The sequence below is a fragment of the Polaromonas sp. P4_F4 genome (assembly GCF_056401355.1).
The window spans coordinates 20143-35232 of the sequence record NZ_JBFUJO010000022.1 but is presented as its reverse complement, the minus strand read 5'-3'; the positions used below and the strand labels follow the sequence as shown (position 1 = coordinate 35232).

Here is a 15090-nt window from a genome sequence, read left to right as displayed (position 1 = left end):
GAGGGTGGGAGGGATCAGTAAGGCGCGAGTATCTTGTTCCTAGACGGTGATCTGGGCTTCCTTCACCATGACTTTCCAGCGATCGATTTCCTGCTGCATGAACACGTTCACGCGCGCAAGCGACATGTCGGGCATCAAAGGGGTTCCCTGTTCTTCGAACTGCTTGGCCAGGGCGGCATTCTTGCGGCCTGCCGCGAGTCCTTCGTGCAGGCGGGTGACGATCTCCATGGGTGTGCCCGCAGGCGCCCAGAGACCGCTCCAGGTCGTGGTGTCGAACTCCTGCTTCAGGATTTCCGCCAACGTCGGAACCTCGGGCGCGACCGCGAGGCGCTTGCTGCCGGTCGCGCCCAAAGCGCGCAGCCGGCCGGATCGGACAAGCGGGCCGACGACGGACCAGGAATCGACCGCGAAAGTGATCCGGCCTGCCATCACCTCGGACATCACGCCTTGCGATCCCTGCTTGAACGGCACGTGCAGGAGGTTGGGCACGCCGAGGCGGTTGGCCAGCAGCTTGCAGGTGAGGTGACTATTCGCACCCACGCCGTTCGAGCCGTAGCTGATGCGATCGGGAGTCGCCCTGGTGCGGGTGGCGAGGTCCTGGAATGTGCGGATGTCGCTGTCCCCACTGACCACCAGGAAGGTGGGTACGGTAGTCGTCACCGCAACGGGCAGGAAATCGCGCGTGGGCTGGTAGGAAAGGTCCGGGTAGATCAAGGGCGCGATGGCCCACGTGGTGGCCGTGCTGTAGAGAAGCGTGTACCCATCGGGTGTGGAGCGTGCGACCGCTGTGGCCCCGATGTTGCCGCCGGCGCCCGCCCGATTGTCGACGATGACCGACGCGCCGCCCAGCTGCTTGCCGATCACTTCGCCCCATGTTCTTGCGGCGATGTCCGTGCTGCTGCCCGGGCCGAACGGAACGATCAGCTTGATGGGGTGACTGGGGTAACGATCTTGCGCCATCGCAAGTCGGGGCCTGAGGACACCGCTTGCGAGCAGGGGCAGGCTGGACAGGGCACTCAAGAATTTTCTACGGGTGGCATGCATGGTCTGTTGTCCTTCGTGGATGGCTCGGGGGCATGTGCGCCCATTCAACCGCAGAACTTGCGCATGGCACGCAGCCAGCTGCCGCCGAGCAGGGCCTTCACATCGTCCTCCGAATAGCCGCGGTCGAACAGGCCTTGGGTCAGGTTCGGAAGCTTGCGCACCGACTCGACGCCGATCGGATACGACTGGCGGCCGAAAGCGGACAGCGGCCCGAAGATATCGGGACGGCGGGTACGCCAGGTCACGACGCTCGGCGGGGCCACCACGGTTCCGGCTTCCTGGAAGGCCTCGACATAGTCCATCCCGATGCCGACGTGGTTTACGCCCACCAGCTTGACGAAGTGGTCCAGATGGTTGAGCAGGTCGTCGAGGGTTGGCGTCTCGTCGGCCAGCGACTGCGGCAGGCCGCAAACGCCGATCATTCCGCCCTTGGCCGCCATCGCCTTGACGGTGGCGTCCGTCGTGTTGCGACCATTGCTGCGCAGTTCGTCGCTGTTCGAGTGGGTGCAAACGGGTGCCCGTGCCAGCGCCGCCGCTTCGGCCCGGGTGCGGTGGCCGCAGTGCGACAAGTCGAGCATCAGCGGCAGGGTATTGACCAGGGAGATCAGTTCCTCGCCCAGATAAGTGAGGCCCGCGTCGCGCTTCTCGCCGCAGCCGTCGCCGAGCGCGTTGGCCGTGGTGTAGGCCAGGCCCAGGAAGCGCAGGCCCATCCGGGTCATGGCTTCAATGCGCCAGAACTGGTCCTGGTCCTCGATCATGCTGGCACCTTGGGTGCCGATCACGATGCCGAGTTTGCCTTTCTGCTTGGCGACGAGAACGTCGTCGGCCGTCTTGCACAGCATCAGCAGCGGACTCTTGTCGATCTTGGCCAGGTGGCGCTCGAAGTTCTGCAGCGTCTTGTCCCAGTTCTCCTCCAACGCGAAGGTCACGTTGGCGGCATTGACCCCCCCCTCGATCGCGCGTCGGGTGAACTTCTCATCGAGCACATAGGCGATCGCCAACCCGTCGAATACGAGGTTGCTCTCATGGAAACGGCGTGCCCTGTCGTCGGCGACAAGGGATTCTGCGGGGTGGACGGTCACTGACATCGGTAAAGCTCCAGGAAGTATCTTGGGAAATGCGTCAGGCAATTGCCTGCGCAGCGGTGGAGGCGGGCGCCCATGAGGACACCGGCTGGACGGCAAAGCGTCGAATATGGAAAGGCTCGATCGGCGTGCTGGTGGCGCCCGTGGCTATCAGTTCAGCCATCACGTCGCCGACCCCGGGGCCGAGCTGGAAGCCGTGGCCGCAGAAGCCGAAGGCGTAGTACAGGCCGCTGACCCGGCCGCTGGGGCCCATGACTGGCAGATCGTCGCGCATGTAGCCCTCGATGCCGCTCCAGGTGCGCAGCACCTGCAGCTTGCCAAGCGCCGGCGCAAGGCGACGCAGCTCGCGCAACTGGAGCAGGGTGTTCTCCGGCAGCACGTAGGCTCGCTTCAGGTCCGGGTACGCGGGGCCCCGCAGGCCACCGCCGAATACGATATTCCCGCGCTTGACCTGGCGGAAGTAAACCACCTCATGGTGTACCTTGGTCGACACGCCCACCACCGGGATGATTCCGTAGGGCACCGGCTCGGTCACGCCCATAGTGGGTCCCTGTGGCGTCATCGGCACGGGCTCGCCAAAGGCGGCGGACAGCTTGTCGCCCCAGGCGCCCGCGCAAATCAGGGCGCACGGCGCGCGGAAGGTCCGGCCGTCGGCTGTCTGCACGCGGAAGTCCTCGCCGTCCTTGTCGACAGCAATTACTTCGCAGTTCTCTATCACCTGCGCCCCCGCGCGCGCTGCCGCTCGACCGAAAGCCGGAGCCGCCAGCCGTGGATTTGCGTGGCCGTCGTTCGGCGAATAGGAGCCGCAGATGACCTCGGGGCCAAAAAAGGGGAAGCGGCGGCGGAACTCGCTTCCGCCGACAATTTCAAGGTCCAGGCCCCAGCCGCGCGCGTCGCTGGCATATTTCTCGACCACCTCCGCCTGCGCCTCGTCGTACACGCCACGCACATGGCCTGTCACCAGGAACTCGGCGTCGTCGCCGAGCAGTTCCTTCATCTGGCCCCACACTGCCCGCGAGCGATGTGCCAGTGGCAGTTGCGGCAGGTAGCGGCCCTGGCGCCGCACGTTGCCGAAGTTGACGCCGCTGGCCTGCTGGCCGACCAGGCCGCGTTCCAGCAGGATTACCGAGCGGCCGCGCTTGCGCAGGAAGAATGCGCTGGCCGCGCCCATCAGGCCGCCGCCGACGATGATGACGTCGGCCTTCAGGTTTTCAGGCATTGACGCCTCCCGGGTTCTCGAGCGCCGCCATCGGCAACGGCTTGACGGGTGCCTGGCCGCGCAGGCGGCCGACCCTCTCGATCGGAATGCCGGCGGCGTGCGCCACCACCTCGGCCGCCGCGTGGCCGCAGAAGCGGCCCTGGCAGCGGCCCATGCCGACCCGGCTGAAGGCCTTGGCGCGGTTCATTTCGCTGCCGCCCATCTCGTTGACCACGCGCCGCAGTTCTCCGGCCGTGATCGTTTCGCAGCGGCAGACGACTGCCGAATCGGGCAGGGCGGCCGCCTGGGCATGGGGCCAGGGGAAGGCCTTGATCAGGCCGCGGCGGAAGCGGTCCATCTTGTCCAGCGTGCGCCGCAGTGCCGGCATCGGGTCCGGCGATGTCGGCCGTCCCAGATCGGACATCACGGCGAGCGCCGCCAGGCGACCCGCCGCTTCTGCGCCATCGGCGCCGAGAATGCGCGCTCCGTCGCCGGCGAGGTAGACACCTGCAGTCGTGCTGCGTCCATCGCTGTCGATCTTCGGAAACCACTGGCGCGACTCGCTGTCGAACCGGAATTCGCAGCGCGCCAGATCGGCCAGCTGGCTTTCCGCGCGCAGGTGGTAGCCCAGGGCAATGGCGTCGCAGTCGAAGTGCAGTTCGCTGCCGTCGCCCTTGCGCACCGTCACCCCCTGGACACCCGTTGCTGCTGCACCGGTGATGCGCAGCGGCGTGACACCGCTGTGCATGGCGACACCGGCCTTGCGCAGGACGCGGTTCAGCGCCATTCCCTTGAGCAGCAGGCCGGGCCTGGCCGCCAGGGCGGGCAAGGCTCGCAGCCGCTCGGAAAACGGCGATGTGTCGAGCACGGCAAGCACCGTGGCACCGGCCTGGACATACTGCGAGGCGACCAGGTACAGCAGCGGCCCGGTCCCCATGAAGACGACCCGCCGGCCGATGGCGCAGGCCTGCGACTTCAGCGCGATCTGGGATGCACCCAGGCTGTAGCATCCGGCGAGGTTCCAGCCCTCGACCGGCATCAACCGGTCGGTGGCGCCGCTGCACACAACCAATGCGTCGAATGGCAGCGTGGAGGTCTGGTTGCCGTCATGCAGCACGTGCAGCTTGTTCGCCGTCACGTTCCAGGCCAGCGTTTCGGGCCGGTAATCCACCTTGGGCCGGATGGCCTCGAAACTGCGATGCAGGTCTTCGGCCTTCTTCGCCTCGCTGCCGTACAGCTTGGCATATGGACGTTTGAAGCCCTCGGGTTGGCGCCGGTAGATCTGGCCTCCATCGCGCCGGCCTTCGTCGACAACGGTCGGAATCAGGCCTGCCTCGACCAGGGCCTCGGCGCAGCGCACGCCGGCGGGGCCGGTACCGACGACGATCACGCGCGGTTGGGCCATGTCACCTCCAGCGGTTCGGTGCAGACGCGCAATCCTTCGCGCACCACGGTTGTGCAGGCGCGCAGGCGCTCGCCGCTTTCGGTCCAGACCCAGCAGTCTTGGCAGGCGCCCATCAGGCAAAAACCGGAACGCACGCCATCGCCAAACTCGGAATGCCGCAGGTGAGCAATGTTGCCGAGCAGGGCGACGAGCAAGGTGTCGCCCTCGAGGGCGGCGATCGGCTTGCCGTCGGCGATCAGTTGCACCGAGGGGCGAGCCGTTTCAGCCAGCCGGATGAAGCGGCCGGCCGTCATTTGCTTGTTCCGCCGCAGCGGCAATTGGATGGACTCATGCTCTCGATTCTGGGCAGGACGGCCCGCTCGCGCCAATATCAAGTGTTTGGAAATACCAAACCTTTGGTTATACTGTGGCGCATGAACGCCCGCCAGCTCGAAGTATTTCGCGCCGTCATGCGCAACCGCTCTCTCACCGCCGCCGCCGAGGCGCTTCATGTTTCGCAACCGGCGGTCAGCAAGTTGCTGCGGCACTTCGAAACACAGATCGGGTACTCGCTGTTCGAGCGCCTCGGTGGCCGGCTGGTACCGACTGCGGAGGCACAGCTGCTGTACCACGACGCGGACCGGATCTTTCGCGAGATCGAAGTCCTTAAGGGCCTGTCGGACCGCATCCGCGACAAGCAGCTCGGTTTGCTCCGCGTGGGCGCGAGTGCGCCGGCGACTTTCGCCTTGCTCCCTTACGCCACGGAGCGCTTCCGCCAGCGCAATCCCGGGCTGCGCGTCGTGCTGCAGACGCTTTCTGCCGAGGCCATCGACGAACACATCCTGCTGGGCGACATCGATCTCGGCGTGAGCATGCGCTGGTCTGCCGAGGCGCAGTTGCGGTGCGAGTCCCTGGGCAAAGCCGGGATCGTGGCGCTGATGCGGCCGGATTCGCCGCTGGCCGGTCTTGAGGTTGTGACGCCGGCTGATCTGCTCGGACACGCTCTGATCAGCTACGGCGCGCAAACGCCCATGGGCAAGTTGGTTGAGCAGGCATTCCGCGAGGCGGATGTGCCGCCACAGGTGCAGATCGAAGTATCCATGTCGATCGCTGCCTTGCCCCTGGTCCAGCAGGGTTTGGGAATCGCCCTGGTGGATGGGCTGGTCCCGTGGCGCAACTTCGGCGATCTGGTGGTGCGCCCGTTCCACCCGGAAGTGGTGATGGAGATCGTCCTGTCGCGCAGCGGGCTGCGGCCGCAGACCCGGCACGGTCGTGAATACGCGCGCGACCTGCGCGCCGCCGTCGCGGCCTTGTCAAACCGGACTTGACGCCCGCGGGACGCTCGTTAGAAATCAGCCACCTTGCCCCACGCCGACGCGTTGAACCGGGCAGGGTTGAAAGGCTCCGGATCGAAGATCGGCTTGGCTCCCGACACCAGGTCGGCGATCAGGTGGCCCGCGCCGGGACCGATGCCGAAACCGTGTCCCGAGAAGCCCGCGGCCAGGATGAGCCCGGGCACCTGCGGCAGTTCTCCGATACCCGGCACGCCATCGGGCGTGCTGTCAATGTAGCCCGCCCAGGTGTTGGCGATGCGGGCTTCGCGCAGCGCGGGCAACAAGTCGACGGCACGGCGGTGGATTTCGCGGACACCCGCAGGGTCGGGCTTGGGGTTGAGGATGCGCGCCCGTTCCATGGGGGTGGGAGCGTCCAGCTTCCATCGCGCGCGGGTTTCGTGGCCCCAGCGTATGCCTTCCAGGCCGCCGGGAAACACGTTGCGCCAGCGCTTGGCGAACATCGGGATGAACTGCGGCGCGAAGCGCAGCAGCTGCGGCGTGGGGTCGGCGCGCCCACGGCCGCTGATGGCCAGGACGTAATGGCCGTCGGGGCGCCGGGTGATGGCGACGCGTGGGCTGGTCAGCGCTGCCGGCAGTTGCTGTTCCACCGGTGACAGGCGCACGATCGATTGGCGTATCGTGGCGACCGGAAACTGCACGCCGAGCTGGTTGCAGAACGAGGACGCCCAAGCACCGCCTGCGAGAACCGCGGTGCGGGTCTTGATGGTCCCCGCTTCGGTCACGACGCCGCTGAGCCGGCCGCCCTCCATCTCGATGCCGCGCGCGGCGCAGTTCTGGTGGACGGTGCCGCCGAGCTTCATGAGCGCGGCCGCCACGGCGGGCGCCGCCTTGGCCGGGTCGGCCGTCCCGTCGCTGGGTGAGAAGACGCCGCCCTTCCACGCGCGGCCGGTCGCCAGGCCCCGCTCCGAAGCCTCGCGGCCGCTCAGCATGTGCGTGGTCACGCCGGCGGTCTTCGCGAATTCGCGCCACTTTGCCCAGCCGGCAATCTGGGCTTCGTCATCGCTGAGGTACAACAAGCCGCTGCGCTTGAAGCCCGTGTCTTCGCCGCTGTCGGCGGCAAACTGATCCCAGAGTTCGAGGCTCCGGGTGGCCATGGGCAGTTCGCGCGCGTCGCGGTTCTGCTGGCGGCACCAGCCCCAGTTGCGGCTCGATTGCTCGGCGCCGATGCGGCCCTTTTCGACCACGGCGACCGAAAGCCCGCGCCGGGCCAGGTAGTAAGCGGTGAAGACACCGATGATCCCGCCGCCGATCACGACGACGTCGGCGCTGGCCGGCGGGGTGGAGGAGGTCTCGAGGATGCGCAGGGGCTGGGACATGGATGGATTTCGGTCGTTGTTGAGTGCCTGTACTCTTTGTGCCAAGGCTGTGCTCATGCTGGCTGCTCCTGCCCGAACCCCAGGATCGCCTTGGTTTCCAGGTACTCCTCAAGGCCTTCGATGCCGTATTCGCGGCCATTGCCCGAGCGCTTGTAGCCGCCAAAGGGGGCATGGGGGCTCCAGGCCGGATAGTTGATGTGCACCTGCCCGGAGCGGATGCGCGCCGCGACCGCCCGCGCCGCGGCGAGGTCCTGGCCTTGCACGTGGGCGCCCAGGCCGTAGACCGTGTCGTTGGCGATCTCCACGGCCTCGTCCACGCTGTCGTAGGCGATGATCGAAAGCACCGGCCCGAAGATCTCCTCCTGCGCGATCTGCATCTGCGGATGCACCGCGGAGAAGATGGTCGGGCGGCAATAGAAGCCGCGCCCCAGGCCCTCCGGCCGGCCGGGGCCGCCACAAATAAGGCGCGCTCCCTCGGCGATCCCGATGGCGATCATCTCCTGCACCCGATTGAACTGGGCGCGGTTGGCCACCGGGCCGTGCGTGGTCTGCGGCGAGCGTGGATCGCCCACGACGAAACTCGATGCCGCTTCGAGCGCGATCCGCTCGACCTCTTGCAGGCGCTCGCGCGGAACGATCATGCGGGTCGGCGCGCTGCAGGACTGGCCGACATTGCGGAAGGCGGCCGCCACGCCCGCCGGCACGGCGCGCGCCAGGTCCGCGTCCGGCAGGATCACGTTGGGCGATTTGCCGCCGAGTTCCTGGGCCACGCGCTTGACCGTCGGGGCCGCCGCTTGGGCAACGAGGACGCCGGCCCGGGTTGAGCCGGTGATCGAGATCATGTCCACGTCCGGATGCGCCGACAGCGCGGCGCCGACCTCGGGCCCGTTGCCGCTCACCAGGTTGAACACGCCCGGCGGGATGCCGGCGTCGTGCACCACCTCGGCAAACAGCAAGGCGCTCAGGGGCGACAGTTCGCTGGGCTTGAGGACGACGGTGCATCCGGCCGCCAGGGCGGGGCCCACCTTGGCCGTGATCTGGTAGAGCGGCCAGTTCCAGGGGGTGATCAGGCCGCACACGCCGATGGCTTCGCGCAGGATGGCCACGTCCCCGCGGCGGGTGAGGAAGGGATAGCTGGCCAGATTGTCCCGGGCCACGCGGATGTGCTCGGCCGCAACCGGCACCTGTGTGCTGCGCGCAAAGCCGATGGCAGCGCCCATCTCCAGTGAAATCGCCTGGGCGAACAATTCTGCTCGCTCGAGGATCAGGGCGTGAACGCGGTCAAGCAGCGAAGCCCTGCTCTGGACGGAACTGACGGACCAGCTCGCGAAGGCGCAGCGTGCCGCGGCCACGGCCGTCGCGACGTCCTCCGCGGTTCCCAACGCGATCTGCGCGACGGGCTCCTCGGTCGACGGGTCGATGACGCTGGCTCGGGATTGCCCTGAGGGCAGGACCCACTCACCGTCTATGAAAAGGCGATCCAGACGGCCGGCCACTTTGAGTTGCTCAACAAGGGAGACGTTCATGGGCGCTTATCCTTTGCTGCGGCGCGGCGGATTTTGCGTTGCTCCGCGGGGAAGTTGCCCTTGCAGAACCAGTGTGCATTGCGCGGCGGTCGGCCGCGCATTGTGTCGTCATTTTCCATGATTGCCCTCTCAAAAGAATCGAAGTCATGGTACGCCCTTGCCTGGAATTGATCTGCCGTTTAAGCGTGGGCATTCGGCATGAACAGTGCGCGAGCGGCGCACAACCGCAGCATCTGCGGCGGCGGTTCAATAGCATTCAAGCATGGCGCCGGCGAACCGGTCCAGGCTTTGCACCACCCTTCCAGGAGGATGCTTTCATGACCCTTCGTCCCCAGTCCATCGGCTTTGACTGCAGCGGCGCACTGACCTGTTTCCCCATGCACCGGATGGCCTGCGACCTCTGCGAGGGCCGGCTGCCGCCCGAACGCATGCACCTGTTCGTCAAGGACCTCGATGACCCTCGCTTCGGCGTGGTGATGGGCGGATGCAAGCCGTACGGCCAGATCCTGAAGCCGTCGGGGGCGCGCCGCACACCATGCCGCCGGCCATCCGCAAAACCGCAGTTTTAACCAAGCACCCCCGTGTGATCGAGGCATATACCCGGTCGCCAGGTGCTCCAATGCCTTTACCCCCACTAGGAGACCACCATGGCAGATAACAAACAGCTGGACGGCCTGATCGGCCCTGAAGAGAGCACACGCATCCTGGGTGCGTTGCAGCGCGGCGCGAGCCGGCGCGATGTATTGGCCATGTTGGCGGCCGGCGGCATGCAGGCGGCCCTGGCTGGCAGCATCGCGGGCCTTGCCGGCGCCGCCCATGCAGAAACGCCGCGCAAGGGCGGGCGCATCAAGGTCGCTGGAGCGGCTTCCGGGGTGAGCGATACATTGGATCCGGCCAAGCAGGCTAACGGCACCGACTACATCCGCGGCTTCATGTTCTACAACGGGCTGACCTACCTGGACGGCAGCCTGACGCCCCAGCCCTCACTGGCCGAGGAGTTCACCACCAAGGACGCCAAGACCTGGGTGTTCAAGCTGCGCAAGGGCGTCACTTTCCACGACGGCAAGCCGCTGACGCCGGCCGACGTGGTCTTCTCCATGATGCGCCACAAGAACCCGGCCACTGGTTCCAAGGCCAAGGTGCTGGCCGACCAGATCGAGGAAGTGACCGCCACGGGCCCCAATGAGGTGACGTTCCGGCTGACCTCGCCCAATGCCGACTTGCCAGTGATCCTGGGCACCTACCACTTCCACATCGTCAAAGACGGCACGACCGACTTCAACGCCGGCATCGGCACGGGCCCGTACAAGGTCAAGGAGTTCAAGCCCGGCGTGCGCTCCATCGCCGTGCGCAACGACAACTACTGGAAGCCCAACCGCCCGTACCTGGACGAGATCGAGTACGTGGGCATCAGCGACGAGTCGGCGCGCATCAACGCGCTGCTGGCTGGCGAACTGGATATGGTCGGCCAGGTCAACCCGCGCTCCATCGACCGCGTGAATGGCAGCGGCAAGCACGCGATCTTCGAGACCAAGGGCGTCTCTTACACGGACCTGATCATGCGGCGCGACAGCGGCCCCGGCAGCAACCCGGATTTCGTGATGGCCATGAAGCTCCTGTTCAACCGCGAGCAGATGCTCAAGTCCATCCAGATCGGCCGTGGCGTCGTGGCCAACGACCAGCCCATCGCCCCGGGCAACCGCTTCTACTTCAAGGGCCTGAAGCAGCGCCCCTACGATGCAGACAAGGCCAAGTGGCACTTGCAAAAAGCCAAGCTGGGCAGCGCCGCCATCCCGATGGTGGCCTCGTCCGCCGCGACAAACTCGGTGGAGATGGCGCTGGTGCTGCAGCACGCTGCCCGGCAGGCCGGACTGAACCTGGATGTGCGCAACATGCCGGCCGACGGCTATTGGTCGCAGCACTGGATGAAGCACCCGATCGGCTTCGGCAATGTCAACACACGCCCCAGCGCTGACCTGGCGTTGACGCTGTTCTTCAAGTCGGATGCGCCCTGGAACGAAGCGGGCTGGAAGAACGAGCAGTTCGACCAGTTGCTGGTGGCCGCGCGCGGCGAAACCGACGCGGCCAAGCGGGCCCAGATGTACGCCGACATGCAGACCATGATCCATAGCGACGGCGGCATCGGGATCCCGATGTTCCTCTCCAGCCTGGACGGCCACAACAAGAAGCTCAAGGGCCTCAGCCCCATCCCCCTGGGCGGGATGATGGGCTCCAGCTTCGCCGAACACGTGTGGTTAGAAGCATGACCCCCACGCTTGTCACTTCGTGTGCTGCGCTGCCCCCCAGGGGGGCTTCGGCCGCCTTGAGGCGGCTCTGCGGAGGCCGAGCATGACTCCCCCCCGAAGCGCCTTCGGCGCCTCCCCCTCAAGGGGGCGCCACCTGCGGCCCGGCAAAGCCGGTTCCGCGATGGCCCTCGAAAGGAAGAAAACGTTATGAACCTGACCATCGTGAAAATGGTGGCCGGCCGCATCCTGGCCGGTCTGGGCTCGCTGCTGGCGGTGTCGGCGGTGGTGTTCGCCATCACCGCCGTGCTGCCCGGCGACGCGGCGGAAGAGAGGCTGGGCCAGGACGCCACGCCCGAGGCCGTGAAGGCCCTGCGCCACGAGATGGGCCTGGACCGCAGCGCGGTGCTGCGCTACTTCGACTGGCTGGGCGGCGTGGTCACCGGTGACCCGGGCAAGTCCGTGGTCACGGGCATGCCGGTGCGCGAGGCGGTTGCCAGCCGCCTGCCCAACTCGCTGCTGCTGGCCGCTGTCACGGCCGCCTTTGCGGTGCCGCTGGCCCTGGGCCTGGGCATCCTGTGCGCCTTGTGGCGCGGCTCGGCTTTCGACCGTTTCGCCAGCATGTCCGCGGTGGCTGTGGTCTCGGTGCCGGAGTTCCTGGTTGCCACACTGGCCGTTCTGGTGTTCGCCGTCCAGCTGAAATGGCTGCCGGCGCTCTCGTACGAGGTGAACCTGTCCTCGCCCGGCCAGATGCTGCATTCGTTCGCGCTGCCTGTGCTCAGCCTGGGCAGCGTGATCATGGCGCAGATGATGCGCATGACGCGCGCCGCCGTGATCGACCAGCTGGCCGCGGCCTACATCGAGATGGTGCGCCTGAAGGGTGCGTCCGCCGCCCGCGCCGTGCTGTTCCATGCGCTGCCCAACGCCATCGGCCCCATCGCCAACGCGGTGGCGCTGAGCCTGTCCTACCTGCTGGGCGGCGTGATCATCATTGAGGTGATCTTTAACTACCCGGGCATCGCCAAGCTCATGGTCGACGGCGTGGTCCAGCGCGACATGCCGCTGGTACAGGCCTGTGCCATGATTTTTTGCGCGGCTTATCTGATCCTGGTGATGCTGGCCGACGTGTGCGGCATCATCTCCAACCCCAGGCTGAGGCACCAATGAGCGCCGCCCGTCCATCCGAAGGCGCTCGCGCCGTAGCGCGTAGCGCGGAGGTTTTTATATGACTACTGCCACACTCCTTCCTTCCGCCGTTTCCACCCGCAAGCGCGGGCTACTGGCCGGCTGGTCGCGCGCCGGAAAACTGGGCCTGGCCGTGCTGGGTTTCTGGGTCGCCGTGGCCCTGTTCGCGCCCTTCCTGTCCGACCAATCCCTGGGGGAGATGTCCGACGCGGGGGTGTTCCAGGCCATGAGCGCGCAGCACTGGCTGGGCACCGACTACCTGGGCCGGGACATGCTGACGCGAATCGTCGCGGGCACGCCCTACACCATAGGCGTCGCGCTGGTGGCCACGCTGCTCGCCTGCGGCCTGGGCGCGGTGCTGGGCCTGCTGGCCGCGGTCACCGGCGGCTGGGTGGATTCCGCCTTGAGCCGGCTGCTCGACACCCTGATCTCGATCCCGAGCAAAATGTTCGCGCTGGTGGTGATTGCGGGCTTCGGTTCCTCCGTGACGCTGCTGATCGCCGTGGCCACGATTGTCTACATGCCGGGCAGCTACCGCATCATCCGTTCGCTCGCGGTGAACATCAACGCCATGGACTACGTGCTGGTGGCGCGCGCCCGCGGCGAACGCCGGGGCTACATCATGCGCCGCGAGATCCTGCCCAACATCACCGGCCCGCTGCTGGCCGACATGGGCCTGCGCTTCGTCTACGCCCTGCGCCTTCTGGCGAGCCTGAGCTTCCTGGGCCTGGGCGTGCAGCCGCCGATGGCCGACTGGGGCTCCCTGGTGCGTGAGAACCTCGGCGTATTGCCGATAGGCGGCGTCTCGGTGCTCGCCCCGGCGTTCGCGATCGCCGCGCTGACCATCGCGGTCAACCTCGTTATCGACAACCTGCCGGGCCATACCGACGCAGACCGGGAGAAACATTAATGGGTGCCACTGTCCTCGTGAACGAACTGCGCATCGTGGCGCAGGCCGCCGGCGGCGGCGAAACAGAGATTGTCAAAGGCGTTTCTTTCCGCATCGAACCCGGCGAGGTGCTGGCGCTGATCGGCGAATCCGGCTCCGGCAAGACCACCATAGGCCTGGCGCTCATGGGCTACGCGCGCCACGGCTGCCGCATCGCCGGAGGCAGCGTGCGCATCGGAGACACCGATGTGCTGGGCCTGTCCGAATCGGAACGGCGCCGCTTGCGCGGCCGCCGTATCTCCTACATCGCGCAGAGTGCCGCCGCCTCGTTCAACCCGTCGCGCACCATCATGGACCAGGTGGTTGAAACCGCGCATATCCACTCGCTGATGTCGCGTGCGGAGGCCGAGAAAAAAGCCGTGACGCTGTTCCGCGAGCTGGCGTTGCCGCAGCCCGACACCATCGGCCAGCGCTACCCGCACCAGGTCTCGGGCGGGCAGCTGCAGCGCCTCATGGCCGCGATGGCGCTGATGAGCGACCCGGACCTGGTGATCTTCGACGAACCCACCACGGCGCTGGACGTCACCACCCAGATCGAGGTGTTGCACGCCTTTCGCCGCGTGGTGCGCGAGCGCCGGACCACGGCGGTCTACGTCACGCACGACCTGGCGGTGGTGGCCCAGATGGCCGGGCGCATCCTGGTGCTGCGCGACGGCGCCGAGCGCGAGATCGGCACCACGGCGCAGATCATCAACACACCGAAAGACGACTACACGCGCAGCCTGATCGCCGCGGCGAATCCCAAGGCGCGCAGCGGCGAGACGGTGGCCGAGGGCGCCACGCCGCTGCTTCAGGTGCGCAACCTGGTCGCCGGCTATGGGCCCCTGGACAAGCACGGCCGGCCCGCCTCACCGGTGCTCGACGATGTGAGCCTGACCCTGTACCGCGGCCAGGCGATCGGCGTCATCGGCGAGTCCGGCTCCGGCAAGACCACGCTGGCTCGCGCCGTCGCCGGCCTGATCGGGCCCGCCGGCGGGCAGATCATGTTCGACGGCAAACCGCTGCCGCGCCTGGTATCGCAGCGTTCACCCGAGGAACTGCGCCGCATCCAGATCGTGTTCCAGATGGCGGACACGGCGCTCAATCCTTCGCACACCATCGCCGAGATTCTCGCGCGGCCGCTGCAGCTGTACCGCGGCTTGAAGGGCGAGGCGCTGGACAAGCGCATCGCGCAGCTGCTCGACCTGGTGCAACTGCCGCAGGCTTGTGCCCGGCGCCTGCCTGCCGGGCTCTCCGGCGGGCAGAAGCAGCGCGTCAACCTGGCGCGCGCGCTGGCCGCCGACCCCGACCTGATCCTGTGCGACGAAGTCACCTCGGCGCTGGACACGGTCGTGGGCGCCGCCATCCTGGACCTGCTGGCGCAGCTGCGCAAAGAGCTCGGGGTGTCGTACATGTTCATCAGCCACGACATGAACACCGTGCGCGCCGTGTGCGACGAGATCGTGGTGCTGTACGCCGGCCAGAAGGTGGAGTCGCTGACCCGGTCGGCTTTCGCGCATGCGCCGCGCCATCCGTATTTCCACCTGCTGGCCAATTCCGTTCCGGAGCTGCGCCCGGGATGGCTGGAAGAAGTCGGAGCGGCGCAGCGCGCGGCCCTGCCGCTGGTGCAGGCGCCCACCGACCGCGCGGGCATTTGCAGCTTCCTGGACCGGTGCCCCTTGCGCGTGGCCGGCGTGTGCGACAGCAAGACGCCGCCGCGGCATGAACTCGAAGGCGGCGTGGAGGTCTTCTGCCACCGCAGCGCCGATGAATTGCTGCAGCTGCAAAAGACCAAGGCGCAGCCGCGCGAATGCACGGCCTGATCC

13 protein-coding genes are annotated in these 15090 nt (G+C 67.1%); 6 read left to right on the top strand and 7 right to left on the bottom strand.

Features of this window, described 5'->3' with window-relative positions:
• Window positions 1–39 precede the first annotated feature (39 nt).
• Genes AC1DUR_RS19960 through AC1DUR_RS19940 form a run of 5 tightly spaced genes read right to left on the bottom strand, consistent with a single transcriptional unit; the run spans window position 40 to window position 5025 of the window.
• The gene (locus AC1DUR_RS19960) at window positions 40–1044 is read right to left on the bottom strand and encodes a Bug family tripartite tricarboxylate transporter substrate binding protein (RefSeq protein WP_477722032.1); all 1005 of its coding nucleotides are present in this window, start codon (window positions 1042–1044) and stop codon (window positions 40–42) included.
• 44 nt (window positions 1045–1088) lie between these two features.
• Window positions 1089–2132 carry a membrane dipeptidase gene (locus AC1DUR_RS19955; RefSeq protein ID WP_477722031.1) on the bottom strand — a complete coding sequence of 348 codons (1044 nt, stop codon included), beginning with the start codon at window positions 2130–2132 and terminating at the stop codon, window positions 1089–1091.
• A gap of 34 nt (window positions 2133–2166) precedes the next feature.
• Window positions 2167–3348: an NAD(P)/FAD-dependent oxidoreductase gene (locus tag AC1DUR_RS19950; protein WP_477722030.1), complete on the bottom strand. Its 1182-nt coding sequence runs from the start codon at window positions 3346–3348 to the stop codon at window positions 2167–2169.
• Complete coding sequence (locus AC1DUR_RS19945; protein WP_477722029.1) at window positions 3341–4732, bottom strand: FAD/NAD(P)-dependent oxidoreductase; 1392 nt, start codon at window positions 4730–4732, stop codon at window positions 3341–3343. Before AC1DUR_RS19945 ends, AC1DUR_RS19950 begins: the two co-directional genes overlap by 8 nt.
• Window positions 4714–5025, bottom strand: a complete 312-nt coding sequence (locus AC1DUR_RS19940; protein WP_477722028.1) for a (2Fe-2S)-binding protein — start codon at window positions 5023–5025, stop codon at window positions 4714–4716. The genes AC1DUR_RS19945 and AC1DUR_RS19940 overlap by 19 nt, the downstream gene beginning before the upstream one ends.
• A 36-nt stretch (window positions 5026–5061) precedes the next feature.
• On the opposite strand from AC1DUR_RS19940, the gene AC1DUR_RS19935 reads away from it, so the two are divergent.
• A complete protein-coding gene (locus tag AC1DUR_RS19935) occupies window positions 5062–6039 on the top strand; it encodes a LysR family transcriptional regulator (RefSeq protein ID WP_477722027.1) in 978 nt (325 codons plus the stop codon).
• A 17-nt stretch (window positions 6040–6056) separates the two neighbouring features.
• Here the strand turns inward: AC1DUR_RS19935 and AC1DUR_RS19930 are convergent, their stop codons facing one another.
• Window positions 6057–7382: an NAD(P)/FAD-dependent oxidoreductase gene (locus AC1DUR_RS19930; RefSeq protein ID WP_477722071.1), complete on the bottom strand. Its 1326-nt coding sequence runs from the start codon at window positions 7380–7382 to the stop codon at window positions 6057–6059.
• 53 nt (window positions 7383–7435) lie between these two features.
• Window positions 7436–8908 carry an aldehyde dehydrogenase family protein gene (locus tag AC1DUR_RS19925; protein ID WP_477722026.1) on the bottom strand — a complete coding sequence of 491 codons (1473 nt, stop codon included), beginning with the start codon at window positions 8906–8908 and terminating at the stop codon, window positions 7436–7438.
• Window positions 8909–9225: 317 nt separating this feature from the next.
• Between AC1DUR_RS19925 and AC1DUR_RS19920 the strand changes: the two genes are divergently transcribed.
• The 5 genes from AC1DUR_RS19920 to AC1DUR_RS19900 all read left to right on the top strand — a co-directional run bounded on the left by AC1DUR_RS19920 (window position 9226) and on the right by AC1DUR_RS19900 (window position 15087).
• Window positions 9226–9477: a hypothetical protein gene (locus AC1DUR_RS19920; protein WP_477719301.1), complete on the top strand. Its 252-nt coding sequence runs from the start codon at window positions 9226–9228 to the stop codon at window positions 9475–9477.
• A gap of 78 nt (window positions 9478–9555) precedes the next feature.
• Window positions 9556–11175 (top strand): ABC transporter substrate-binding protein, encoded by a 1620-nt coding sequence (locus AC1DUR_RS19915; protein WP_477719302.1) that lies wholly within the window; start codon window positions 9556–9558, stop codon window positions 11173–11175.
• Window positions 11176–11361: 186 nt separating this feature from the next.
• On the top strand, window positions 11362–12318 hold the full coding sequence (locus AC1DUR_RS19910) for an ABC transporter permease (RefSeq protein ID WP_477719303.1): 957 nt from the start codon (window positions 11362–11364) through the stop codon (window positions 12316–12318).
• A gap of 58 nt (window positions 12319–12376) precedes the next feature.
• Window positions 12377–13246, top strand: coding sequence for an ABC transporter permease (locus tag AC1DUR_RS19905; RefSeq protein ID WP_477719304.1), 870 nt, complete (start codon window positions 12377–12379; stop codon window positions 13244–13246).
• Window positions 13246–15087, top strand: coding sequence for an ABC transporter ATP-binding protein (locus tag AC1DUR_RS19900; RefSeq protein ID WP_477722025.1), 1842 nt, complete (start codon window positions 13246–13248; stop codon window positions 15085–15087). Before AC1DUR_RS19905 ends, AC1DUR_RS19900 begins: the two co-directional genes overlap by 1 nt.
• Window positions 15088–15090: the final 3 nt, after the last annotated feature.

Excerpts from the sequence above, each read along its gene's own strand:
- AC1DUR_RS19960 (WP_477722032.1), bottom strand. The coding sequence starts at position 1,044 with ATGCATGCCACCCGTAGAAAATTCTTGAGTGCCCTGTCCAGCCTGCCC.
- AC1DUR_RS19955 (WP_477722031.1), bottom strand. The coding sequence starts at position 2,132 with ATGTCAGTGACCGTCCACCCCGCAGAATCCCTTGTCGCCGACGACAGG.
- AC1DUR_RS19950 (WP_477722030.1), bottom strand. The coding sequence starts at position 3,348 with ATGCCTGAAAACCTGAAGGCCGACGTCATCATCGTCGGCGGCGGCCTG.
- AC1DUR_RS19945 (WP_477722029.1), bottom strand. The coding sequence starts at position 4,732 with ATGGCCCAACCGCGCGTGATCGTCGTCGGTACCGGCCCCGCCGGCGTG.
- AC1DUR_RS19940 (WP_477722028.1), bottom strand. The coding sequence starts at position 5,025 with ATGACGGCCGGCCGCTTCATCCGGCTGGCTGAAACGGCTCGCCCCTCG.
- AC1DUR_RS19935 (WP_477722027.1), top strand. The coding sequence starts at position 5,062 with ATGCTCTCGATTCTGGGCAGGACGGCCCGCTCGCGCCAATATCAAGTG.
- AC1DUR_RS19930 (WP_477722071.1), bottom strand. The coding sequence starts at position 7,382 with ATGTCCCAGCCCCTGCGCATCCTCGAGACCTCCTCCACCCCGCCGGCC.
- AC1DUR_RS19925 (WP_477722026.1), bottom strand. The coding sequence starts at position 8,908 with ATGAACGTCTCCCTTGTTGAGCAACTCAAAGTGGCCGGCCGTCTGGAT.
- AC1DUR_RS19920 (WP_477719301.1), top strand. The coding sequence starts at position 9,226 with ATGACCCTTCGTCCCCAGTCCATCGGCTTTGACTGCAGCGGCGCACTG.
- AC1DUR_RS19915 (WP_477719302.1), top strand. The coding sequence starts at position 9,556 with ATGGCAGATAACAAACAGCTGGACGGCCTGATCGGCCCTGAAGAGAGC.
- AC1DUR_RS19910 (WP_477719303.1), top strand. The coding sequence starts at position 11,362 with ATGAACCTGACCATCGTGAAAATGGTGGCCGGCCGCATCCTGGCCGGT.
- AC1DUR_RS19905 (WP_477719304.1), top strand. The coding sequence starts at position 12,377 with ATGACTACTGCCACACTCCTTCCTTCCGCCGTTTCCACCCGCAAGCGC.
- AC1DUR_RS19900 (WP_477722025.1), top strand. The coding sequence starts at position 13,246 with ATGGGTGCCACTGTCCTCGTGAACGAACTGCGCATCGTGGCGCAGGCC.